Here is a 20,007-nt window from a genome sequence, read left to right as displayed (position 1 = left end):
CATGCCGCCGGAGAAGTCTCCCCCGCCCTCCCCCGGCCGCCGCCGCGCGGTCGGTGCCGCGCCCGCCAGTGCCATTCCGCCCTCGGGGCGCACGGGCCTGCGCCCGCTGCCGCAGCAGCTGCTGGGCAAGCTCGCCGCCACCGACACGCGCCCGGCCATCATGCTGCTGGAGACCCTGCTGCTGCCGGGCCTGGCGATCGCGCTGGGCCTGCTGCTCCATCCGCAGGATCCGATCTGGAGCGAGGGTGACTTCCCATGGGCGTGGCTGGCGCCCGTCATCGTGGCGCTGCGCTATGGGCCGCTCGCCGGCCTGGGTGGCGCCGTGGTGCTGCTCGCGGGCTGGCTGCTGACCAACCTCGGCCACTACGACCGCTTCCCGCAGCTGTTCTTCCTGGGCGGCCTCATCCTGGTGCTGATCGTGGGCGAGTTCTCCAGCCTGTGGCAGGCCCGCACCCGGCGCGCGGAGAACGTGCAGCTCTACCTCGACCAGCGCCTGGAGCACCTCGTGCGCCAGTACTACCTGCTGCGCCTGTCGCACGACCGGCTGGAGCAGGAACTCATCGGCCGGCCCATGTCGATGCGCGACGCGCTCTCCACGCTGCAGAGCGTGGACACGGGAGCGCCGGAAGACGCCGCGCAGGGCGCGCAGACCCTGCTGCGCCTGCTCGCGCAGTACTGCCAGCTCGAATCGGCCGCGCTGCACGCGGCCACCGAGGACCGCGTGCAAGCCGAGCCCGTGGCCCGCATCGGCAGCGGCGCCGAGCCGCTGGACACGCACGACCCGCTGGTGCTGCAGGCGCTGGAAACCCGCAAGCTCTGCCACATCAGCCAGTTGCTCACGCACAAGCAGCAGACCCGCTACCTCGCCGTCGCGCCGCTGCTGGACCTGGGCGGGGAGATCTACGGCCTGCTGGTGATCGAGGACATGCCGTTCTTCTCGCTGCAGGACGAGAACCTGCAGACCATCAACCTGCTGCTGGGCTATTACACCGACGGCCTCGCCATGCAGACCCTGGCGCGCCCGATCATGGAGCGCCTCCCCGACTGCCCGGCGGATTTCGCCTTCGAGGCCCGGCGGCTGTCCCACATGCGCGACACCACGAGCGTGCCCAGCATCATCGTGGCGCTCGAGTTCCTGCCCCGCGCCGTCGAGCGCGGCCTGCCGGCCCAGATCGAGCGCCTGAAGCGCGAGCTGGACGAAAGCTGGCTGATCACCGGCCCCGAGCGCCAGGTGCTGGCGGTGCTGATGCCGCTGGGCGACATGGCCACGGCGGAGGGCTACATCAACCGGCTCGAGAACTGGTCCCGGCAGAAGGGCGGCCAGCCGCTCGCCGAATCCGGCATCTTCCCGCACGTGCTGCCCCTGGAGGGCGAACCGCTCGCGGTGCTGGAGCAACTGCACAGGATCGCCCATGCTTAACCTCAAGCTCGGCATCTCGGCCTTCCTGCTCGAACTGGGCGCCTGGAGCGGGCCCCTGATGCTGCAGGGCCGCTCCGACGCGGCCCTCGCGAGCTACCTGGTCGTGCACGCACTGGCCTGCGCCATGCTCGCGCTGTGCCTGCTGCCGCTGCTCTCGGGCGAGCAGGCCCGCCCCCGCCTGCCCGTGCTGATGCTCATGGCCGCCTTCAGCTACGCCATCCCCATCGCCGGATTCGTCGGCGTGGTGGTGGGCGTGGTGGTGCTGCGCCTGTACCGCTCGCCGACCGGACAGGACGATTTCGAATCCCTGCAACTGCCCGAATTCGACCTGCACCAGCGCATGCAGGCGAGCTTCCGGCAGGCGGGGCTGCGGTCCTTCCTGGGCAACGCCCAGGCCCCCATGCAGACCCGCATGCGCGCCATGGTGGCGCTGCAGCACGTCTCGGGCCGCATCGCCTCGCCCCTGCTGCGCAGCATCCTCAGCGACCCCAGCGAAGACCTGCGGCTGCTCGCCTACGGCATGCTCGACACGCTGGAAAAGCGCATCAACCGCACCATCGACAGCGAGCTCGACGCCATGCGCCGCGCCGAGGCCGAGGAAGGCACCACGCCCGGCCCGCTGACGATGGAATCCGCCCACCGGCTCTCCGACCTCTACTGGGAGCTGGTGTACCAGGAACTGGTGCAGGGAGACCTGCGCACCCACGCCATCCACGAATCCCTGCGCTACTGCGACATGGTGCTGGCCCAGTCCCCCGGCAACGCGCAGCTCAACCTGCGGCGCGGGCGCCTGCTGCACGCGCAGGGCCGCACCGACGAGGCGGGCGAGGCGTATGCCCGGGCCCGGGAACTGGGGCTGCCGGCCACGCGCGTGCTGCCCTACCAGGCCGAGCTGTGCTTCGAGCGGCGCGACTATGCGCAGGCCCGCGCGCTGCTGCAGGAGCTCGGCCAGTGGCGCGCCCTGCCGCGCCTGCGCCCGGTGCTCGACTACTGGAACGCCCGATGAGCGACGTCCGCCCCCAGGCCCAGGAAGCCGACATCGCGCTGCTGCTCGAAGGCACGTTCCCCTACGTGAGCGGGGGCGTATCGAGCTGGATCAACCAGATCATCCGCGCCTACCCCGAATACCGTTTCGCCATCATCTTCCTGGGCAGCCGCCGCGAGGACTACTCCGGGTTCAAATACGAACTGCCGCCCAACGTGGTGCATTTCGAGGAGCACTACCTCTACGAGCACCTCGGCGTGCGCTCCATGCCCGCGCGGCGCCGGGGCGACCGTGCCGCGCTCGAGATGGTGCGCACGCTCGTCGATTCGTTCCGGCTCGGCGACCGCAGCCCCGCGGCGATCGAGGCCTTCCAGCGCATCAGCCTGGAGATGCAGCCCGGCGGCCGCCTGCCCCTGGAAGACTTCCTCTACAGCGAGCGCGCCTGGGAAATCATCTGCCAGAGCTACCGCGAGCACTGCACGGACCCGTCCTTCGTGGACTATTTCTGGACCGTGCGCATCATGTACCAGCCACTCTGGATGCTCGCGCGCGTGGCCCGCAGCATGCTGCGCGTGCGCATGGTGCACAGCGCCTCCACCGGCTATGCGGGCTACCTGGGCGGCCTGGTCCGGCAGATGCGCGGCGTGCCGCTGATCCTGTCCGAACACGGCATCTACACCAAGGAACGCAAGATCGACCTGTTCAAGAGCGAGTGGATCCGCGACAACCGCAACATCTTCCAGCGCGACCCGACCGAGCTGTCGTACTTCCGCCAGATGTGGATCCAGTTCTTCGAGTGGCTGGGCTACTACTGCTACGCGGCGGCCGACCCCATCATCGCGCTCTACGAGGCCAACCGGCTGCGGCAGGTGGCCGACGGCGCGGATCCCGCGCGCACCTTCAACATCCCCAACGGCATCAAGCTCGGCCGCTTCGCGCCGCTGCGCGAGCAGCGCCCCGCCGAGGTGCCGCCCATCCTCTGCCTCATCGGCCGGGTGGTGCCCATCAAGGACATCAAGACCTTCATCCGCGCGATGCGCCGCGTGGTGAACCAGCGCCCTGACGCCGAAGGCTGGATCGCCGGCCCCACCGAGGAAGACCCGGCCTACGCGCAGGAGTGCGAGAACCTCGTGCGCAGCCTGGGCCTGGAGAAGAACGTGCGCTTCCTGGGCTTCCAGAAGGTGGAAGACCTCATGCCGCGCATCGGGCTCATCATCCTCTCGTCCATCAGCGAGGCCCTGCCCCTGGTGCTGCTGGAAGGCTATGCGGCCGGCGTGCCGGCCGTCTCCACCGACGTGGGCTCGTGCCGCCAGCTCATCGAGGGGCTGGACGAGGAAGACCGCGCGCTCGGTGCCTCCGGCAAGGTGGTGCCCATCGCCGATCCGCAGCAGCTCGCGGACGCGTCCCTGTCGCTGCTGAGCGATGCGCCCGCCTGGCACGCGGCCAGCCGCGCCGCCGTGGCGCGCGTGGAGCGCTACTACACCGACACGCTGATGTTCGACCGCTACCGCCGCGTGTACGAACGGGCGTTCGAACAGACGGAAGGACCCCGCTGATGGCCGGCATCGGATTCGAGCTGCGGCGCATGCTGCGCAAGAACACCCTGGTCGGGCTCGTGCAGGCCTACGCCTATGCGGGCGTGATCGGCTCCGGCCCCTGGGTGTTCTCCATCGTGGGCATCCTGCTCATCGGTATCTTCAGCGCGAGCGTGGTGGTGCCGGGCGTGCTCGTCACCCAGTTCCAGACGTCCGTCACCTACATGGTGGCGGGCAGCCTCATCCTCACCGGCCTGGTGCAGCTGGCCTTCACGCGCTTCGTGTCCGACCGGCTCTTCGAAAAGCGCAAGGACTCGATCCTGCCCAACCTGCACGGCCTGCTGCTGGTGACCACGCTGGCGGCGGCGGCCCTGGGCACGCTGGCGCTCTTCACCGTGCTGCCGCACCTGGGGCTGGTGTACCGCATGCTCATGCTCGCGGGCTTCACCCTCATGTGCGACGTGTGGGTGCTCACCGTCCTGCTGTCGGGCATGAAGCGCTACAAGGAGATCGTGGCGCTCTTCGGCGTGTCCTACGCCGTCATCGTGGTCAGCGCGCTGCTGATGCGGCCCTGGGGGCTGGAGGGCCTGCTCGCGGGCTTCGTGCTGGGCAACTACCTGCTGCTCGCGGGCATGTGGCTGCTCGTGGTGCGCGAGTTCAACCCGCGCGGCCGCATCATCGCCTTCGACTTCGCCGACCGCAAGCTGCTCTACCCCTCCCTGGTCGCCATCGGCTTCCTCTACAACTTCGGGATCTGGGTGGACAAGTTCATGTTCTGGTACTTCCCGCCCACCTCCGAGCCCATCATCGGGGCGCTGCGGGCCTCGCTGATCTACGACCTGCCCGTGTTCCTGGCCTACCTGTCCATCATTCCCGGCATGGCGGTGTTCCTGGTGCGCATCGAGACCGATTTCGTCGAGTACTACGACAAGTTCTACGACGCCGTGCGCAGCGGCGGCTCGCTGGAGTACATCGAGGCCATGCGCGACGAAATGGTCTATTCCATCCAGCAGGGCCTGGGGGAGATCGGCAAGATCCAGACCCTGGCCGTACTCATCACCTTCGTCGCCGGGCCGGCCATCCTCAGTGGCCTGGGCATCTCGCGCCTGTACCTGCCGCTGCTGCACGTGCAGGTGATCGGCGCGGGGCTGCAGGTGGGGCTCATGGCCATCCTCAACGTGTTCTTCTACCTGGACCAGCGCCGCATCGTGCTGATGCTGTGCGTGCAGTTCGTGCTGCTCAACATGGTGCTGACCGGCTTCACGCTGCATGCAGGCGCCGCGCTGTACGGCTACGGCTTCGCCGTCGCCACGCTGCTCACGCTGTGCACGGGCATGTATTTATTGTCTCGACAGCTGAACCGGTTGGAATACGAAACTTTTATGCTGCAGTAGCCGGCAGCATTCCACAATCGGTGCTCCAGACCAGCAGAGGGGGGCCCGATGGCACAGCCGAACTTTCCGAACGCACGGGCGGCACTGCCCGCCTGCCTCCTGGCCGCCGCCGGATGGCTGAGCGGCTGCGGCGGCGGGGGAGGTCCCGCCGAAGGCTCCGCCACGGCCACCCAGGCCACCCAGGATGCAGGGGCCTCCGCCCTGCCGGGCGCAGCGCTCGCGTTCACCGCGCCCGGCGATGGCGCGGACGTGTTCGACGTGGGCGCCGCCGTCGGCATCGCCGTGGAGGCATCGGGGGCCGGGGACGGCGCCAGCGTGGTGTTCTCCGCGGGTACGGCCACCATCCTGCCGGTAGCCGCCACGGTCCGCGCCGGCACCGCCTCGGCCAGCTTCACCGCATCCGTCCCCGGGCCCCAGGTGATCTCCGCCACGCTGGCCTCTGCCAGCGGCGCCGCATCCGCGAAGCGCACGGTGTACGCACGGCCGGCCCCGGCCCCGCTCGAGGTGCTGGTGCCCGCCTACTTCTATCCGTCGGAAGGCTCGCCCTGGGATGCCCTCAGCGCGGGGGCGCGCGCCTACCCGGATGTGGCGGTCACCGCCATCCTCAACCCCGACAACGGCGTGTTCCAGCGCGCGAACCCGGAATTCACGGCGGCGGCCGGCACCTTCGTGCAGTCGGGCGGCCGGCTGCTCGGCTACGTCTATACCCGCTACGGCGCGCGCTCCGCCAGCACGGTGAAACGCAACATCGACAGCTACCTGCAGCTCTACGGCCGGGGCCTCATCAGCGGGTTCTTCATCGACGAGATGTCCACGTCGCCGAAGCGCCTGGCCTACTACCTCGACCTGTACACCTACATCAAGGCACGCGATGCGGGCCTGCGGGTGGTGGGCAACCCCGGCACCCAGACCACCAGCAGCTACCTCGCGGCCGCCGACACGCTGGTGAACTTCGAGAACCGCTCACCCACCTTCGCCAGCTACGATCCGCGCGCCGATGGCGGCTGGCTCTACCAGGTAGCCAACACCCGGCAGGCGGCGCTGCTGCACGATGCACCCGACTGCGCCGCGATGCAGCAGGCCGTGCGCTCGGCCGCCGCGCCGCGCAGCAACGCGGGCATGCTGTATGTGACCGACGACCAGTTCAACCCCGATACGGGGGAAGGCAACCCGTGGGACACGCTGCCGGGCTACTGGCTGCGCTTCCTCGGCACGGTCGATGCCGTCAACCGCGGAGCCTCCCTGCCGTCCTGCTGAGCTCCTGGTTGAGCACTGCCGAGCATTTCCCGGCGCCTTTCCGCCAAATTGTGTCGAAAATTTACAAGAACCACAGAAATCGTCAAAACTACGCAGGCCGGACCGCAACACAATCCGTCCGACCGCTTCGTTCTTATCCAGACAGGAATCGCCATGGCCCGTATGTCCCCCGTTGCCCGCTGGTGCAGCCTGTCGCTGGCCGCCCTGATCGCCGCCTGCGGCGGTGGAGGCGGCGGCTCTTCGAACGGCACGACACCGACCAACCCGACCAACCCCTCGAACCCCACCACCGTCGCCATCGCATTCTCGGGCCCCGATGCGGAGACGATCTCCACCGCGGGCGCCGCCCTGTCGCTGAGCGCGCAGGTCACGGTGAACGGCGCGGCTGCCGCGGACGGCACGCCGGTCAGTTTCGCGGTGTCCCCAGGCACGTTCTCCGCCACGGGCACCACGCGCTCCGGCGTGGCGACGGTCACGTTCAACGGCGCCACGCCGGGCCGCCAGCAGCTCAGCGCCTCCGTATCGGTGGCCTCGTCGTCGGCGAACGCCACCGCGACGGCCACGCGCGTCATCTACCTGCGCCCCGCCCCCGCGCCGATGGAAGTGCTGGTGCCGGCCTATTTCTCGCCCGCTTCCGGCACCGAATGGAGCCGCATGGCCAGCGGCGCCGCCGCCAACCCCGGCGTGCAGGTCACCGCCATCATGAACCCCGACAACGGCGAATTCGACACGGCGGACCCGGCCTACGTGAGCGCGCTCAACCAGTTCGTCGCCGCCGGCGGCAAGGTGGTGGGCTACGTGTACACGGGCTACGGGAAGCGCCCGCTGGCCACCGTGAAGGCCAACATCGAGGCGTATTTCACGCTCTACGGTCGCAACGCGATCAGCGGCATCTTCCTCGATGAAATGTCCTCCGACGCGGCCATGCTGGCCGGATACCGCGAGATCTACGCCTACATCAAGGCCAAAGATTCCAGCCTGCGCGTGATCGGCAACCCGGGCATGGTGCCGAACACCGCCGACTACGCCTCGGCGGCCGACGTGCTGGTCACCTTCGAGGCGCGCAACAGCAGCTACGCCACCTACGATCCACGCACCACCCCCTGGCTCTACACCCTGGCCAACAGCCGCCAGAGTTCGCTGGTGCACAACACCGCCACCTGCGCCGACATGCAGAAGGCCGTGCAGTCCGCCGCATCCGCGCTCTACAACGCCGGCCCCATCTACATGACGGACCTGCAGTACGACCCGGTGAACGACATCGGCAACCCGTGGGCCTCGCTGCCCTCGTACTGGACGGCCCTGCTGCAGACCGTGGCGGCCGTGAACCAGGGGCGCACGCCCATCGGCTGCTGACGGGAAACACCGCCTGCGCCCTGCGGCGCAGGCGCCGGATCAGGCCGCGCCGTTCAGTTCGTCCGCACGCGCCTGCGCCGCGGCGAAGTCGAGGTCGCCGGAGTAGATCGCCCGGCCGCAGATGACGCCTTCCACGCCTTCGCTCTCCACCGCGCAGAGCTTGTCGATGTCGGCCATGCCGGCCAGGCCGCCGGAAGCGATCACGGGAATGGTGAGGGCCTGCGCCAGCTTCACCGTGGCGTCGATGTTGATGCCCGACAGCATGCCGTCGCGGCCGATGTCGGTGTAGACGATGGACTCGACGCCCCAGTCCTCGAACTTCTTCGCGAGATCGACCACCTCGTGGCCGGTCAGCTTGCTCCAGCCGTCCGTGGCCACCTTGCCGTCCTTGGCGTCCAGGCCCACGATGATGTGGCCGCCGAAGGCGCTGCAGGCGTCCTTCAGGAAGCCGGGGTTCTTGACCGCCGCGGTGCCGATGATCACGTAGCGCAACCCGCCGTCGATGTATTTCTCGATCGTGTCCAGGTCGCGGATGCCGCCGCCGAGCTGCACGGGCAGGTCGTCGCCCACCTCCTTGAGGATGGCCTTGATCGCCGCGTAGTTCTTGGGCGTGCCGGCGAAGGCGCCGTTCAGGTCCACGAGGTGCAGGCGCCGCGCCCCGGCATCCACCCACTTGCGCGCCATGGCTGCCGGGTCTTCGCCGAAGGTGGTCGATTGATCCATGTCACCTTGCTTGAGGCGTACGCAGTGTCCGTCCTTGAGGTCGATGGCGGGGATGAGCAGCATGATGGAATGACGAGGTGGGAATGTGCCGTGGCAGGGGCGTGCCAGTGCCGGCCGGGGGTGGAAGAAAGAGGGAAGGAAGAAGCGGGGGAATGCTCAGGGATTCCAGTGGAGGAAGTTGCGGTAGAGCGCCAGGCCGTGCTCGGAACTTTTCTCGGGATGGAATTGCGTGGCAAAAATATTATCGCGAGCCACGGCGGATGCAAAGCGCCCGCCGTAATCGGTTTCCCCTGCAGTGTGCGCCGCATCGCGCGGCAACGCATGGAAACTGTGCACGAAATAAAAGTAGCTTTCGTCGGGAATGCCGGCCCACACGGGATGCACGGTCCCGCCGTGCGGCATCTGCCGCACCCGGTTCCAGCCCATCTGGGGCACCTTGAACCGGCTGCCGTCCGGCTGCAGGCGGCCGGCCAGCTCGAAGCGCACCACGTCGCCGGGAATCAGCCCCAGGCCCGGGGTGTCGCCCTCTGCGCTGTGGTCCAGCAGCATCTGCATGCCCACGCAGACACCGAAGAGCGGCTTCGACGCTGCGGCCTCCAGCACGGATTCCTGCAGGCCGGATTCGCGCAGTTCGCGCATGCAGTCGGGCATCGCGCCCTGCCCCGGCAGCACCACGCGCTGCGCGGCGCGCACGTCCTCGGGGCGCGAGGTCACGACCACGGCCCAGCCGCTGCCTTCGGCGGCGGCCTGCACGGCCTGCGAAACCGAGCGCAAGTTGCCCATGCCGTAATCCACGACGGCGACGGTCTTCGATTCAAGGTTCATGGCTACAGCGAGCCTTTGGTGGAAGGAATGACGCCGGCCGAGCGCGGATCGCGCTCCAGCGCGAAACGCAGCGCCCGCGCGAAGGCCTTGAAGATCGTCTCGCACTGGTGGTGCGCATTGAAGCCCTTCAGGTTGTCGATGTGCAGCGTCACGCCTGCATGGTTCACGAAGCCCTGGAAGAACTCGTACACCAGCTGGGTATCGAGTTGCCCGATGCTGCCGGCCGTGAACTTCACGTCCATGTGCAGGCCCGGACGGCCCGAGAAATCGACCACCACGCGCGAGAGCGCCTCGTCGAGCGGCACGTAGGCATGGCCGTAGCGGCGGATGCCCTTCTTGTCGCCCACGGCCCGCGCGAACGCCTGGCCCAGCGTGATGCCCACGTCTTCCACCGTGTGGTGGCCGTCGATGTGCAGGTCGCCCTCGCACTCGATGTCCAGGTCGATCAGGCCGTGCCGCGCGATCTGGTCGAGCATGTGGTCGAAGAAGCCGATGCCCGAGGACAGGCGCGCAGCGCCCGTGCCGTCGAGGTTCACGCGCACGCGGATGCGGGTCTCGGCGGTATTGCGGGCGACCTCGGCGATGCGGTCGCCCTCGGAGGCGGTGGAGGGAACGAGTGCGGAGGAAGTCATAGGGAAGCCTGGAGTGCGTCGAGCATCCGGGCATTGTCGGCCTCGCTGCCCACCGTGAGGCGCAGGCAGCGGGCCAGCAAGGGATGCATTGTAGAAACGTTCTTGACGAGAACCTTGCGGGCTTTCATGCCCTCGAAGGCCCGTGCCGCGTCGGGCACGCGCACGAGCACCATGTTGGCCTCGCTGTCCCACACGCGCTCGATGCCCGGCATGGCGCGCAGCGCGGCGACCAGCCCGGTGCGCGCGGCGCGCAGCTCGGCCGCCTGCGCGGCGAACACCGGCGCATGCTCCAGCGCGAAGAGCGCCGCCTCGCAGTTGAGCACGCTCACGTTGTAGGGGGGGCGCACCTTCTCGATCTCGTCCACCAGCGCCGCCGGCCCGGCCAGGTAGCCCAGGCGCACGCCCGCCAGGCCGAACTTGCTGAGCGTGCGCATGAGCAGCACGTGGGCGTTGCGGGCGGGCTCGGCGCGCATGCGGTCCAGCCAGGTGCGGCTCGCGAAAGGCTGGTACGCCTCGTCCATGACCACGATGCCGCCCTGCGCGCCCACCGCGTCGATGACGCGCTGCACCGCCCCCTCGTCCCACAGCGTGGCCGTGGGGTTGTTCGGGTAAGCCAGGTAGGTGATGGCCGGGCGGTGCCGGGCGATGGCGGCGAGCATGGCCGGTTCATCCAGCTCGAAATCGGCCGTGAGCGGCACGCCCACGAAATCCAGGCCCTGCAACTGCGCGCTCATCGGGTACATCACGAACCCCGGCATGGGCGCGAGCATGGTCGCGCGCTCGCCCGTGCCGGGCCGCGCGCAGGCCAGCGCCAGCAGCGTGATGATCTCGTCGGAGCCATTGCCCAGCACCATCGAGAAGCCCTCCGGCATGCCGATGTGCGCGGCGAGCGCCTGCTTCAGATCGGCCAGACGCGCGCCGGGGTAGCGGTTCAGTGCCAGGGTGCCCAGGCGCCGGCCCAGCGCCTCCTGCAGCTCCGGCGGCAGCGGGAAGGGGTTTTCCATCGCGTCCATCTTGAGCACGCCGGTGGCGGGCTGCACCGCGTAGGCATGCATGGCGCGGACGTCGGGGCGGATGCGGCCGAGCGCGGCGGCAAGGGTGTCGGTCATTCGAGCGATTCCAGTTCGTCGGGAGCCAGGAGAAAAGGGTTCACGGCGCGCACCGCGTCGTAGCGCTGCCCGTGCGGCAGCACGTCGCCCAGCACATGGCGGCAGCCCTGCTGGTGCGCGGACGCGACGATGAGCGCGTTCCAGTAGTTCAAGCCGTAGCGGTCCTGCAGGTCCCAGGCGCCATCGACCACGTAGGCATCGAGGTGCGGCGGCTGCCAGACGCGCAGGCGGCGCACCTGCGCGCGCACCAGGTGCAGCGTCTGCGGTCCGGGGAAGCAGGCCACGGCGTTGTGGTAGAGCTCATTGAGCACCTGCGAGCTGATGCGCCCGCGGCGCGTGTTCCAGCACAGCGCTAGCCATTCGCGGGCGCGGGCCTGGCGGACGGGATCGCGGTCGTCCACGCTGCTGAGCAGCACGCCGGTATCCACGAACAGCGGGGTATTCATGGCGCGGCCTCGCGCTCCTGCAGCTCGGGCCTTGCCAGGTAGGGCCGGGACGAAGCGCCCCAGCTTTCGAAGGCCAGCGCCTCGCGCATGGCCTGCGCATACGCGTCTTCCTGCCGCATCTTTTCCGCCAGCCATTCGCCCAGCATGCGTGACACGCTCGTGCCCCGCCGGGCCGCCTCGACGCGGGCCCATTCGGCGACGGTGTCGTCCATGGTGACGGTGACGTTTTTCACGGAAGCCATGGTAGCCGAAAAATGTCACGAAGTTCGTGCGACACGAACTTCGTGCCGCCTTCAAGCCGGGGCTTTTTCGGGATGCCCTGCCTTCGCCCCCATCGCGCAGGCAATGGCGCCCACCTGCCGCAGCGCGGCCGCGTGGTGGTCGGTCCAGTCGCCGCCCACGCCGATCCGCAGGCAGTTGCGGAAGCGCCCACCGGTGCCGAACACGGTGCCGGGCGGCACGAGGATGCGCTCCTGCAGGCAGGCCTGGTGCAGTTGCAGGGTGTCCAGACCCCGCGGCAGTTCCACCCACAGCAGCAGCCCGCCGGGCGGATCGCTCACCCGCGTGCCCGGCGGGAACGACTGCGCGATGGCATGCCGCACGGCATCCATGCGCGCCGCCACGGCCGTGCGCAGCTGGCGCATCGCCGCGGCATGCCCGGTCTGCAGCATCAGGTCGGCCAGCGCCAGCTCCAGCACCGGGGACTGCCCGCCCGCCTGCAGGTCCTTCATCTGGCGCAACTGCTCCGTCCAGCGGCCCCCCTCCAGCCAGCCGAGCCGCAGCCCGGGCGCGAGCGTCTTGGAAAACGAACTGCACAGCATCACGTGGCCCGCGGTGTCGTGCGATTTCACGGTGCGGCGGTGCTCCTCCTGCTCCGCGAGGTCGTTGTACACCGCGTCCTCGATCACCGCGAGCCCGTGGCGCGCGGCCATCTGGGCGAGCCGGCGCCGCTCCGGCTGGGGCATGCAGGCCCCGAGCGGGTTGCTGAGCGTGGGCACCACGATCAGGGCCTTCACCGGCTGCGTTTCCAGCGCCAGCTGCAGGGCGTCCAGCGAGATGCCGTGCCGTGGATGGGTGGGAATCTCCAGCACCTTCAGGTGCAACCCCTGCAGCAGTTCCAGGAAGGAAAAATGCGTGGGCGACTCCAGGGCCACCACATCGCCCGGCTGCGTGACCGCCCGCAGGCACAGGCTGATGGCGTCCATGCAGCCACCGGTGACGAGGATGCGCTCCGGATCCAGGCTGCAGCCCATGCCCACGGCATAGCGCGCGATGGCGCGCCGCGCCTCCTCGTGCCCCTCGGATGAGGGATACATGCACAGCAGGTGGCGGTGACGCTGCACCGACCGGGCGACCGCGCGCCGCACGCGATCCACATCGAGCAGGTCCGGGCCCGGCGTGCCGCTGCTGAACGACACCACATCGGCCGGCTGCGGCGTGCCCAGGATGCGCTGGCCCAGCCAGTCCACGGACACGTCGCGCGGACGGCGCAGCCCCCGGGACACCGTCGGCTCCGGCAGCACGGCCGGCCGTGGCGCCACGAAATAGCCCGAGCGCGGGCGGGCGGCGATCAGGCGCGTGTCCTCCAGCCAGTGGTAGGCCTGCACCACCGTGCTCTGGGCGACGCCGCGCTGGCGGGACAGTTCGCGCACGGAAGGCATGCGCGCGCCACGCGCGAGCGTGCCGTTGCGGATCAGCTCGGCCATCTGCGAAGCGATCTGCAGGTACAGCGGTGTGGAATCGAGGTCGGACATTGCGTCCATTCTGTATCGCTCCACGACGCCAGAATCGATACAGATGCCCGGCAATGCAGGCAATACAGACGCCACGCGGCCGGCATCTGTGCTGGTCCATCTGCCCCGTGCCTGCGGCTGTCACCCCCCGCCCGGCGCCGGCACAGTGGACGGCATGAACTCCGCAACCGCCTCCGCCCCCCTCGCCCTCCTGCGCCGACTGGCCCCGCGCCCGGCCAAGGCCCCCCGGACCCTCGTGGCCACGCTGGCGCCCGGCGATCCGGTGCATCCGCTGGACTGTGCCCCGGGCTGCCGGGCCACGCTACAGGTGCTGGCGGGCATCGCCTGGGTCACGCAGGACGGCGATGGCGACGACTGGTTCCTGGAGGCCGGCCAGCGGCTGGTCCTGCCGGGGCCGGGGCGGCTCTACGTGAGCGCCGAAGGCAGCGCGCCCCTGCGGCTGCGCTGGGTGGTGGATCCCGCATCGCCGCAGGACGGCACGGCAGGCACCGTGCGTGCCGCTGCCTGAGCGCGACACGTGCCCGAAGGACTGCCGGCTCTGGCGGCTGCTGCCCGGAGGCGCACAGCGCCTCAGGGGGATGTCACTTCAGCCGCATCTCCGCAGCCCGCGCATGGGCCTGCAGCCCCTCGCCGTGCGCCAGCACGCTGGCGATGCGGCCCAGCGCCTGCGCGCCCTCCTCGCTCACCTCGATGAGGCTGCTGCGCTTCTGGAAGTCGTACACGCCCAGCGGCGACGAGAACCGCGCGGTGCCGCTGGTGGGCAGCACGTGGTTGGGGCCCGCGCAGTAGTCGCCCAGGCTTTCGCTGGTATAGGCCCCGAGGAAGATCGCGCCCGCATGGCGCAGCAGCGGCTCCCAGCGGTGCGGGTCGCGGCTCGACACCTCCAGGTGCTCGGGCGCGATGCGGTTGCTGATGGCGCAGGCCTCTTCCATGTCCTTCGTGAGGATCAGCGCGCCGCGGCCCGTGAGGCTTTTGGCGATGATCTCCGCACGCGGCATGTCGGGCAGCAGGCGGTCGATGGCGGCCTGCACGGCGTCGATATAGGCGGCATCCGGGCACAGCAGGATGGACTGGGCCAGTTCGTCGTGCTCGGCCTGGCTGAACAGGTCCATCGCCACCCAGTCGGGTGGCGTAGTGCCGTCGGCCAGCACCAGGATCTCGCTCGGGCCGGCGATCATGTCGATGCCCACCGTACCGAACACGCGCTTCTTGGCGCTGGCCACGTAGGCATTGCCGGGCCCGGTGATCTTGTCCACCTTCGGCACGGTGGCCGTGCCATAGGCCAGCGCGGCCACGGCCTGCGCGCCCCCGAGGGTGAAGGCCCGGCTCACGCCCGCCACGTAGGCCGCCGCGAGCACGAGCGGGTTCTTCTCGCCGCGCGGCGTGGGCACCACCATGACGATGTCCTGCACGCCGGCCACGTGGGCCGGAATGGCATTCATCAGCACGCTGGAAGGGTATGCCGCCTTGCCGCCGGGCACGTAGATGCCCACGCGGTCCAGCGGCGTCACCTTCTGGCCGAGCAGCGTGCCGTCCTCGTCGCGGTAGCTCCAGCTCTCGCCGCTCGCCTTCTTCTGTGCCTCGTGGTACTTGCGCACGCGGCGGGTTGCCGCCTCCAGCGCATCGCGCTGTGCGGCGGGCAGCGTCTCGAAGGCCACCTTCAGTTCCGACTGGGAGAGTTCCAGGGCCGCCACGGAATCCGCCTGCAATCCGTCGAAGCGCTGGGTGTATTCCAGCACGGCCGCATCGCCGCGCGCCTGCACGTCGGCCAGGATGTCGGCCACGCGCTGCTCGATGGCGGCATCGGTCTCGGCGGACCAATGCAGCCGCTCCCGGAAGGCGGCTTCGAAATCGGCACTCGCGGTATGCAGGCGGGCAGGCGTGGCTTTCATAAGTCTCTCAGGCGGATCGGAGTGGGACCGCGCTTATTCGGTTTCGGCCGAAACTTCGCGCGTCTTGCGGTTGTACTTCAGGGTGATCTTGTCGAGCTCGCAGAGGTCCAGGCCTTCCCATTCGACGTCGGAGCCATCGTCCGCGAACACCACCTTGATGTCCTGGACGCAGTGCTTCGTATCGCCGAACTTGAACTTCCGCGAGGCACCGTTGGCCAGCTGGTTGCTGCCCAGCCGGTCCTTGCCCCAGTTGTCCATTTTCGTCGGGGAGATGTACACCTCGTTGAGCGCATAGCCCGTGCGGTTGACCAGCGTGAAATCCGCGTCGGCCGCGAACGCGGCACCGCTCAGGACCAGGCCGCCGAGCAGCAAGATTTTTTGGAACATGGGACGAACCCTCCGATTTGAAACAAATGATGCACTGGGAAACAATTTTCCCAGCGTTCGCATTTTGGTGTTTATTTATCGGAAAAACTCATCCGTACCGTGGATTTCAGCTTTTTCGTTCCGTCGCGGCAGCGAAGGCATCGATGATGCGGCGCAGCGGCTCGCGCTTGAGCTTGAGGGCGGCCTGGTTGACCACGAGGTGGGAGCTGATATCCATGATGCGCTCCACTTCCACCAGATGATTGGCACGCAGCGTGCTGCCCGTGGAGACCAGGTCCACGATGGCATCGGCCAGCCCCGTGAGCGGCGCGAGTTCCATGCTGCCATAGAGCTTGATCATGTCCACGTGCACGCCCTTGGCCGCGAAGAAGTCGCGGGCGATGGTGGTGTACTTGGTGGCCACGTTGAGGCGCGCGCCCTGCTTCACCGCGCGGGCATAGTCGAAATCCTCGCGCACGGCGACGCTCACGCGGCACTTGGCAATGCGCAGGTCCAGCGGCTGGTACAGCCCCTGGCCGCCATGCTCGATGAGCGTGTCCTTGCCCGTCACGCCCAGGTCCGCGCCGCCGTACTGCACGTAGGTGGGCACGTCGGTGGCGCGCACCAGCACCACGCGCACGTCGGGCTGGTTGGTCGGCAGGATCAGCTTGCGGGACTTCTCCGGGTCTTCCAGCACCTCGATGCCGGCGGCGGCCAGCAGCGGCAGGGTTTCCTCGAAGATGCGGCCCTTGGACAGGGCCAGGGTGATCACGTCGCCCGGGTTCGTCATGCCTTCACCCTTTCGATATCGGCGCCCAGGGCGCGCAGCTTGCCTTCCATGCAGTCGTAGCCGCGGTCGAGGTGGTAGATGCGGTCCACCGTGGTCTGGCCCGTGGCCACCAGGCCGGCGATCACCAGGCTGGCGGAGGCGCGCAGGTCGGTGGCCATCACGGTGGCGCCCGACAGCAGCGCGCCCGTGTCGCCCAGCCCCTCGATCACCGCCACCTTGCCGTCGGCCTGGATGCGCGCGCCCAGGCGCAGCAGCTCATCGACGTGCATGAAGCGGTTCTCGAAAATGGTTTCGGTCACGCGCGAGGCGCCCTGGGCCACCACGTTGAGCGCCATGAACTGCGCCTGCATGTCGGTAGGGAACCCCGGGTACTCGGTGGTACGGAAGCTCTGCGCCCGCAACTGGCCCGCCCCCGGGCTGCGCACGCGGATGCCGCCCTCGACGGACTCCACGGTCACGCCCGCATCGCGCAGCTTGTCGATGACGGCGTCCAGGTGGTCGGCGCGGCCATGGCGCAGCAGCGCCTCGCCACCCGTGGCGGCCACCGCGCACAGGAAGGTGCCGGCCTCGATGCGGTCGGCCACCACGCGGTGGGTGCAGCCGTGCAGGCGCTCCACGCCCTGCACCCGGATGCGGCTCGTGCCATGGCCCTCGATCTGCGCGCCCATGGCGATGAGCATCTCGGCCAGGTCCACCACCTCGGGCTCCTGGGCCGCGTTCTCCAGCACGGTCTCGCCATCGGCCAGCGTGGCCGCCATGAGCAGGTTCTCGGTGCCGGTCACCGTCACCATGTCGGTGGTGATGCGCGCGCCCTGCAGCCGCGAACGGCCCTCGGGCAGCCGGGCGATCATGTAGCCATGCTCCACCACGATCTCCGCGCCCATGGCCGACAGGCCCTTGATGTGCTGGTCCACCGGGCGCGAGCCGATGGCGCAGCCACCGGGCAGCGACACCGTGGCCTCGCCGAAGCGCGCCAGCAGCGGGCCCAGCGCCAGCACCGACGCGCGCATGGTCTTGACCAGTTCGTAGGGCGCCTCGGGCGTGGACAGCGCGCCGGCATCGATGCGCACCGTGCCGCTGCTGGCCCGGTCGTCGCCCTGGGAATGCTCGGCCGCCACCCCCATGTTGCGGATGAGCTGCAGCATGGTCGCCACGTCCTGCAGGCGCGGCACGTTCAGGAGGGTGACGGGCTCGGCCGTGAGCAGCGCGGCGCACAGCTCGGGCAAGGCGGCGTTCTTCGCGCCGGAGATCGGCACGTCGCCGCTCAGGGCACGGCCGCCGCGAATCTGGAGTTGGTCCATGGCTTGTTGTTCTGGGGTCTGGAGGACGAAAAGGGGCCGTTGCGGCGGATGGCGCAGCGGGAAGGGACCTGCGTTCATTCGCCGCGCGGCTGCGCGGCCCATTCGGCGGGTGTGAAGGTCTTCATGGAGAGCGCATGCACCTCGTCGGTGTGCATGCGGCTACCCAGCGTCGCGTACACCCGCTGGTGGCGCTGGATCGCACGCTTGCCCTCGAACTCCGCGGAGACGATGGTCGCATACCAGTGGCGGCCATCGCCTTCCAGCGTGAGGTGCTCGCAGGGCAGCCCCGCCCGGATCAGGTCTTTGAGTTGGTCGGCGGTCATGTCAGTGGTTCATGTGGGGGACGGGCACCGGCCGCACGTGCGGCGCCTGGCGTGCGCGCGCCCCGGAGGATGGTCATCAGTTCCGGATCTTGTAGCCGGTGCGCAGCAGGTGGACGGCCAGCGCGCTCACGGCCAGCCAGGCGCTGCCCACGATGGCCAGGCTCAGCCAGGGCGACGTATCGCTCTGCCCGAAGAAGCCGTAGCGGAACCCGTCGATCATGTAGAAGAACGGATTCAGGTGGCTCACCGTCTGCCAGAAAGGCGGCAGCGACTGGATGGAATAGAACACGCCCGAGAGGAAGGTCATCGGCACGATGATGAAGTTCTGGAACGCCGCCATCTGGTCGAACTTGTCGGCCCAGAGCCCGGCGATCAGGCCCAGCGTGGCCAGCAGCGCGGCCCCCAGGAGTGCGAATGCGGCAATCCACAGCGGCGCCGCGAACTCCGGCCGTGCGAAGCCGAGCGTGGCAATGAACACGCCCAGCCCCACGGCCAGGCCGCGCACCACGGACGATCCCACGTAGGCGAAGAACCAGGACCAGTGCGACAGCGGCGTGAGCAGCACGAACACCAGGTTGCCCATGATCTTGCTCTGGATAAGGCTCGACGAGCTGTTGGCGAAGGCGTTCTGCAGCACGCTCATCATCACCAGGCCGGGCACCAGGAATGCGGTGTAGCTCAGGCGGTCATAGACCTTGACGTGGTCTTCCAGCACATGGCCGAAGATCAGCAGGTAGAGCACGGCCGTGAGCACGGGGGCGGCGATGGTCTGGAAGCTCACCTTCCAGAACCGCAGCACCTCCTTGTAGAACAGGGTCTGCCAGCCGGTCATAGCCGCACCCCGCCTTCGGGCGTTTCCGCGGGTTCGTCCGCCGGAGCGGGCTCGCGCGCAGGATCGGGATAGCGCCCTTCGGCCATGAGGCTGAGGAACACGTCCTCCAGGTCCGCCTTGCGGATCTCGACGTCGTGCACGCCGACGCCCGCGGCACGCAGCCCGGAGAGGATGCGCTCGATGTCCGCCGCGTCCTGCGCGGGCAACTGCACCACGCGGCCGGTGACGCGCGCGGCGGCGGCCAGCGCCGGGGGCAGCGCATCGTCGGTCTTGAAGCGCAGCACGTTCGTGGAGGCGGCCTGCAGCAGTTCGGACGTGGTCGATAGCGCCACCATCCGGCCGCGCTTGAGCATCGCGATGCGATTGCAGAGCGCCTCGGCCTCTTCCAGGTAGTGTGTGGTGAGCAGCACCGTATGGCCCGCCTTGTTGAGCCGCGCGACGAAATGCCAGAGGGTCTGGCGCAGTTCCACATCGACCCCGGCCGTGGGCTCGTCCAGCACGATGATGGGCGGCTTGTGCACCAGCGCCTGCGCGACGAGCACGCGGCGTTTCATGCCGCCCGAGAGCTGGCGCATGTTGGCGGAGGCCTTGTCGGCCAGGCCCAGGCTCTCGAGCAGTTCGTCGATCCAGGCGTCGTTGTTCTTCACGCCGAAATAGCCCGACTGGATGCGCAGCGCCTCGCGCACGTTGAAGAACGGATCGAAAACGAGCTCCTGCGGCACGATGCCGAGCTTGCGGCGCGCATCGGCATAGTCGGCGAGCACGTCGCTGCCCTGCACCAGCACGCGCCCGCCAGAGGCCCGGGACAGGCCCGCGAGGATGCTGATGAGCGTGGTCTTGCCTGCGCCATTGGGCCCGAGCAGGCCGAAGAACTCGCCCTCCTCGATGTCGAGGCTCACGCCGTCGAGCGCCTGGAAGGGCCCTTTGGGCGTGTCGTAGGTCTTGGAGACGGACTGGAAGGAGACTGCGGGCATGGGAGCCGGCCATTTTACGGGTCTGGCGCGGATATGCTTGCCGACCCCATCGATGCCACCTCGGCGGCCTCGCCCATAGCCCCTCCGGCCCCA

General features: G+C 69.0%; 21 protein-coding genes. 7 read left to right on the top strand and 14 right to left on the bottom strand.

The window, feature by feature from the left end:
* The first annotated feature begins 1 nt into the window (after nucleotide 1).
* From ACAV_RS04940 to ACAV_RS04915, 6 genes are all read left to right on the top strand, one after another.
* Nucleotides 2-1,420 (top strand): PelD GGDEF domain-containing protein, encoded by a 1,419-nt coding sequence (locus ACAV_RS04940; RefSeq protein ID WP_013593473.1) that lies wholly within the window; start codon nucleotides 2-4, stop codon nucleotides 1,418-1,420.
* On the top strand, nucleotides 1,413-2,426 hold the full coding sequence (locus ACAV_RS04935) for a tetratricopeptide repeat protein (protein ID WP_013593472.1): 1,014 nt from the start codon (nucleotides 1,413-1,415) through the stop codon (nucleotides 2,424-2,426). Before ACAV_RS04940 ends, ACAV_RS04935 begins: the two co-directional genes overlap by 8 nt.
* On the top strand, nucleotides 2,423-3,961 hold the full coding sequence (gene pelF / locus ACAV_RS04930; protein ID WP_013593471.1) for a GT4 family glycosyltransferase PelF: 1,539 nt from the start codon (nucleotides 2,423-2,425) through the stop codon (nucleotides 3,959-3,961). The genes ACAV_RS04935 and pelF overlap by 4 nt, the downstream gene beginning before the upstream one ends.
* Nucleotides 3,961-5,334, top strand: a complete 1,374-nt coding sequence (gene pelG, locus ACAV_RS04925) for an exopolysaccharide Pel transporter PelG (protein ID WP_013593470.1) — start codon at nucleotides 3,961-3,963, stop codon at nucleotides 5,332-5,334. Before pelF ends, pelG begins: the two co-directional genes overlap by 1 nt.
* A gap of 48 nt (nucleotides 5,335-5,382) precedes the next feature.
* A complete protein-coding gene (locus tag ACAV_RS04920) occupies nucleotides 5,383-6,591 on the top strand; it encodes a spherulation-specific family 4 protein (RefSeq protein WP_013593469.1) in 1,209 nt (402 codons plus the stop codon).
* Between the two features lie 153 nt (nucleotides 6,592-6,744).
* The gene (locus ACAV_RS04915; RefSeq protein ID WP_013593468.1) at nucleotides 6,745-7,947 is read left to right on the top strand and encodes a spherulation-specific family 4 protein; all 1,203 of its coding nucleotides are present in this window, start codon (nucleotides 6,745-6,747) and stop codon (nucleotides 7,945-7,947) included.
* 39 nt (nucleotides 7,948-7,986) lie between these two features.
* On the opposite strand, the gene hisA is transcribed toward ACAV_RS04915, so the two are convergent.
* From hisA to ACAV_RS04880, 7 genes are all read right to left on the bottom strand, one after another.
* Nucleotides 7,987-8,733 carry a 1-(5-phosphoribosyl)-5-[(5-phosphoribosylamino)methylideneamino]imidazole-4-carboxamide isomerase gene (gene hisA, locus ACAV_RS04910; protein WP_013593467.1) on the bottom strand — a complete coding sequence of 249 codons (747 nt, stop codon included), beginning with the start codon at nucleotides 8,731-8,733 and terminating at the stop codon, nucleotides 7,987-7,989.
* A 93-nt stretch (nucleotides 8,734-8,826) separates the two neighbouring features.
* Nucleotides 8,827-9,495, bottom strand: a complete 669-nt coding sequence (gene hisH, locus ACAV_RS04905) for an imidazole glycerol phosphate synthase subunit HisH (RefSeq protein WP_013593466.1) — start codon at nucleotides 9,493-9,495, stop codon at nucleotides 8,827-8,829.
* Nucleotides 9,496-9,497: 2 nt separating this feature from the next.
* Complete coding sequence (gene hisB / locus ACAV_RS04900; RefSeq protein ID WP_013593465.1) at nucleotides 9,498-10,127, bottom strand: imidazoleglycerol-phosphate dehydratase HisB; 630 nt, start codon at nucleotides 10,125-10,127, stop codon at nucleotides 9,498-9,500.
* Nucleotides 10,124-11,236: a histidinol-phosphate transaminase gene (gene hisC / locus ACAV_RS04895; protein ID WP_013593464.1), complete on the bottom strand. Its 1,113-nt coding sequence runs from the start codon at nucleotides 11,234-11,236 to the stop codon at nucleotides 10,124-10,126. The genes hisB and hisC overlap by 4 nt, the downstream gene beginning before the upstream one ends.
* Complete coding sequence (locus ACAV_RS04890) at nucleotides 11,233-11,682, bottom strand: PIN domain-containing protein (RefSeq protein ID WP_013593463.1); 450 nt, start codon at nucleotides 11,680-11,682, stop codon at nucleotides 11,233-11,235. The genes hisC and ACAV_RS04890 overlap by 4 nt, the downstream gene beginning before the upstream one ends.
* Nucleotides 11,679-11,924: a hypothetical protein gene (locus ACAV_RS04885; protein ID WP_013593462.1), complete on the bottom strand. Its 246-nt coding sequence runs from the start codon at nucleotides 11,922-11,924 to the stop codon at nucleotides 11,679-11,681. Before ACAV_RS04885 ends, ACAV_RS04890 begins: the two co-directional genes overlap by 4 nt.
* A gap of 51 nt (nucleotides 11,925-11,975) precedes the next feature.
* On the bottom strand, nucleotides 11,976-13,445 hold the full coding sequence (locus ACAV_RS04880) for an aminotransferase-like domain-containing protein (RefSeq protein WP_013593461.1): 1,470 nt from the start codon (nucleotides 13,443-13,445) through the stop codon (nucleotides 11,976-11,978).
* A 145-nt stretch (nucleotides 13,446-13,590) separates the two neighbouring features.
* On the opposite strand from ACAV_RS04880, the gene ACAV_RS04875 reads away from it, so the two are divergent.
* Complete coding sequence (locus ACAV_RS04875; protein WP_157768731.1) at nucleotides 13,591-13,944, top strand: DUF2917 domain-containing protein; 354 nt, start codon at nucleotides 13,591-13,593, stop codon at nucleotides 13,942-13,944.
* A gap of 73 nt (nucleotides 13,945-14,017) precedes the next feature.
* Here ACAV_RS04875 and hisD read toward each other — a convergent pair whose 3' ends face one another.
* From hisD to ACAV_RS04840, 7 genes are all read right to left on the bottom strand, one after another.
* Nucleotides 14,018-15,328 carry a histidinol dehydrogenase gene (gene hisD / locus ACAV_RS04870; protein WP_013593459.1) on the bottom strand — a complete coding sequence of 437 codons (1,311 nt, stop codon included), beginning with the start codon at nucleotides 15,326-15,328 and terminating at the stop codon, nucleotides 14,018-14,020.
* A 33-nt stretch (nucleotides 15,329-15,361) separates the two neighbouring features.
* Complete coding sequence (locus tag ACAV_RS04865) at nucleotides 15,362-15,715, bottom strand: hypothetical protein (protein ID WP_013593458.1); 354 nt, start codon at nucleotides 15,713-15,715, stop codon at nucleotides 15,362-15,364.
* A 106-nt stretch (nucleotides 15,716-15,821) separates the two neighbouring features.
* Nucleotides 15,822-16,484 (bottom strand): ATP phosphoribosyltransferase, encoded by a 663-nt coding sequence (gene hisG, locus ACAV_RS04860; protein ID WP_013593457.1) that lies wholly within the window; start codon nucleotides 16,482-16,484, stop codon nucleotides 15,822-15,824.
* Nucleotides 16,481-17,785: a UDP-N-acetylglucosamine 1-carboxyvinyltransferase gene (gene murA, locus ACAV_RS04855; RefSeq protein ID WP_013593456.1), complete on the bottom strand. Its 1,305-nt coding sequence runs from the start codon at nucleotides 17,783-17,785 to the stop codon at nucleotides 16,481-16,483. The genes hisG and murA overlap by 4 nt, the downstream gene beginning before the upstream one ends.
* Nucleotides 17,786-17,859: 74 nt before the next feature.
* Nucleotides 17,860-18,108, bottom strand: coding sequence for a BolA family protein (locus ACAV_RS04850; protein WP_011794177.1), 249 nt, complete (start codon nucleotides 18,106-18,108; stop codon nucleotides 17,860-17,862).
* 76 nt (nucleotides 18,109-18,184) lie between these two features.
* A complete protein-coding gene (locus ACAV_RS04845; protein WP_013593455.1) occupies nucleotides 18,185-18,940 on the bottom strand; it encodes an ABC transporter permease in 756 nt (251 codons plus the stop codon).
* Entirely contained in the window at nucleotides 18,937-19,914 is a 978-nt protein-coding gene (locus tag ACAV_RS04840) for an ABC transporter ATP-binding protein (RefSeq protein ID WP_013593454.1), read from the bottom strand. Before ACAV_RS04840 ends, ACAV_RS04845 begins: the two co-directional genes overlap by 4 nt.
* Between the last annotated feature and the right edge of the window lie 93 nt (nucleotides 19,915-20,007).

It is taken from the genome of Paracidovorax avenae ATCC 19860 (assembly GCF_000176855.2).
Classification (GTDB): Bacteria; Pseudomonadota; Gammaproteobacteria; order Burkholderiales; family Burkholderiaceae_C; genus Paracidovorax; species Paracidovorax avenae.
The sequence above is the reverse complement of the archived record's forward strand: the minus strand, read 5'-3'. Positions and strand labels throughout refer to the sequence as shown.

Coding starts and splice junctions, on each gene's coding strand:
- ACAV_RS04935 (WP_013593472.1), top strand. CDS start 1,413: ATGCTTAACCTCAAGCTCGGCATCTCGGCCTTCCTGCTCGAACTGGGC.
- ACAV_RS04940 (WP_013593473.1), top strand. CDS start 2: ATGCCGCCGGAGAAGTCTCCCCCGCCCTCCCCCGGCCGCCGCCGCGCG.
- hisC (WP_013593464.1), bottom strand. CDS start 11,236: ATGACCGACACCCTTGCCGCCGCGCTCGGCCGCATCCGCCCCGACGTC.
- hisG (WP_013593457.1), bottom strand. CDS start 16,484: ATGACGAACCCGGGCGACGTGATCACCCTGGCCCTGTCCAAGGGCCGC.
- ACAV_RS04875 (WP_157768731.1), top strand. CDS start 13,591: ATGAACTCCGCAACCGCCTCCGCCCCCCTCGCCCTCCTGCGCCGACTG.
- ACAV_RS04890 (WP_013593463.1), bottom strand. CDS start 11,682: ATGAATACCCCGCTGTTCGTGGATACCGGCGTGCTGCTCAGCAGCGTG.
- ACAV_RS04845 (WP_013593455.1), bottom strand. CDS start 18,940: ATGACCGGCTGGCAGACCCTGTTCTACAAGGAGGTGCTGCGGTTCTGG.
- ACAV_RS04880 (WP_013593461.1), bottom strand. CDS start 13,445: ATGGACGCAATGTCCGACCTCGATTCCACACCGCTGTACCTGCAGATC.
- hisH (WP_013593466.1), bottom strand. CDS start 9,495: ATGAACCTTGAATCGAAGACCGTCGCCGTCGTGGATTACGGCATGGGC.
- ACAV_RS04850 (WP_011794177.1), bottom strand. CDS start 18,108: ATGACCGCCGACCAACTCAAAGACCTGATCCGGGCGGGGCTGCCCTGC.
- ACAV_RS04865 (WP_013593458.1), bottom strand. CDS start 15,715: ATGTTCCAAAAAATCTTGCTGCTCGGCGGCCTGGTCCTGAGCGGTGCC.
- hisA (WP_013593467.1), bottom strand. CDS start 8,733: ATGCTGCTCATCCCCGCCATCGACCTCAAGGACGGACACTGCGTACGC.
- hisB (WP_013593465.1), bottom strand. CDS start 10,127: ATGACTTCCTCCGCACTCGTTCCCTCCACCGCCTCCGAGGGCGACCGC.
- pelF (WP_013593471.1), top strand. CDS start 2,423: ATGAGCGACGTCCGCCCCCAGGCCCAGGAAGCCGACATCGCGCTGCTG.
- ACAV_RS04915 (WP_013593468.1), top strand. CDS start 6,745: ATGGCCCGTATGTCCCCCGTTGCCCGCTGGTGCAGCCTGTCGCTGGCC.
- ACAV_RS04840 (WP_013593454.1), bottom strand. CDS start 19,914: ATGCCCGCAGTCTCCTTCCAGTCCGTCTCCAAGACCTACGACACGCCC.
- ACAV_RS04885 (WP_013593462.1), bottom strand. CDS start 11,924: ATGGCTTCCGTGAAAAACGTCACCGTCACCATGGACGACACCGTCGCC.
- hisD (WP_013593459.1), bottom strand. CDS start 15,328: ATGAAAGCCACGCCTGCCCGCCTGCATACCGCGAGTGCCGATTTCGAA.
- ACAV_RS04920 (WP_013593469.1), top strand. CDS start 5,383: ATGGCACAGCCGAACTTTCCGAACGCACGGGCGGCACTGCCCGCCTGC.
- pelG (WP_013593470.1), top strand. CDS start 3,961: ATGGCCGGCATCGGATTCGAGCTGCGGCGCATGCTGCGCAAGAACACC.
- murA (WP_013593456.1), bottom strand. CDS start 17,785: ATGGACCAACTCCAGATTCGCGGCGGCCGTGCCCTGAGCGGCGACGTG.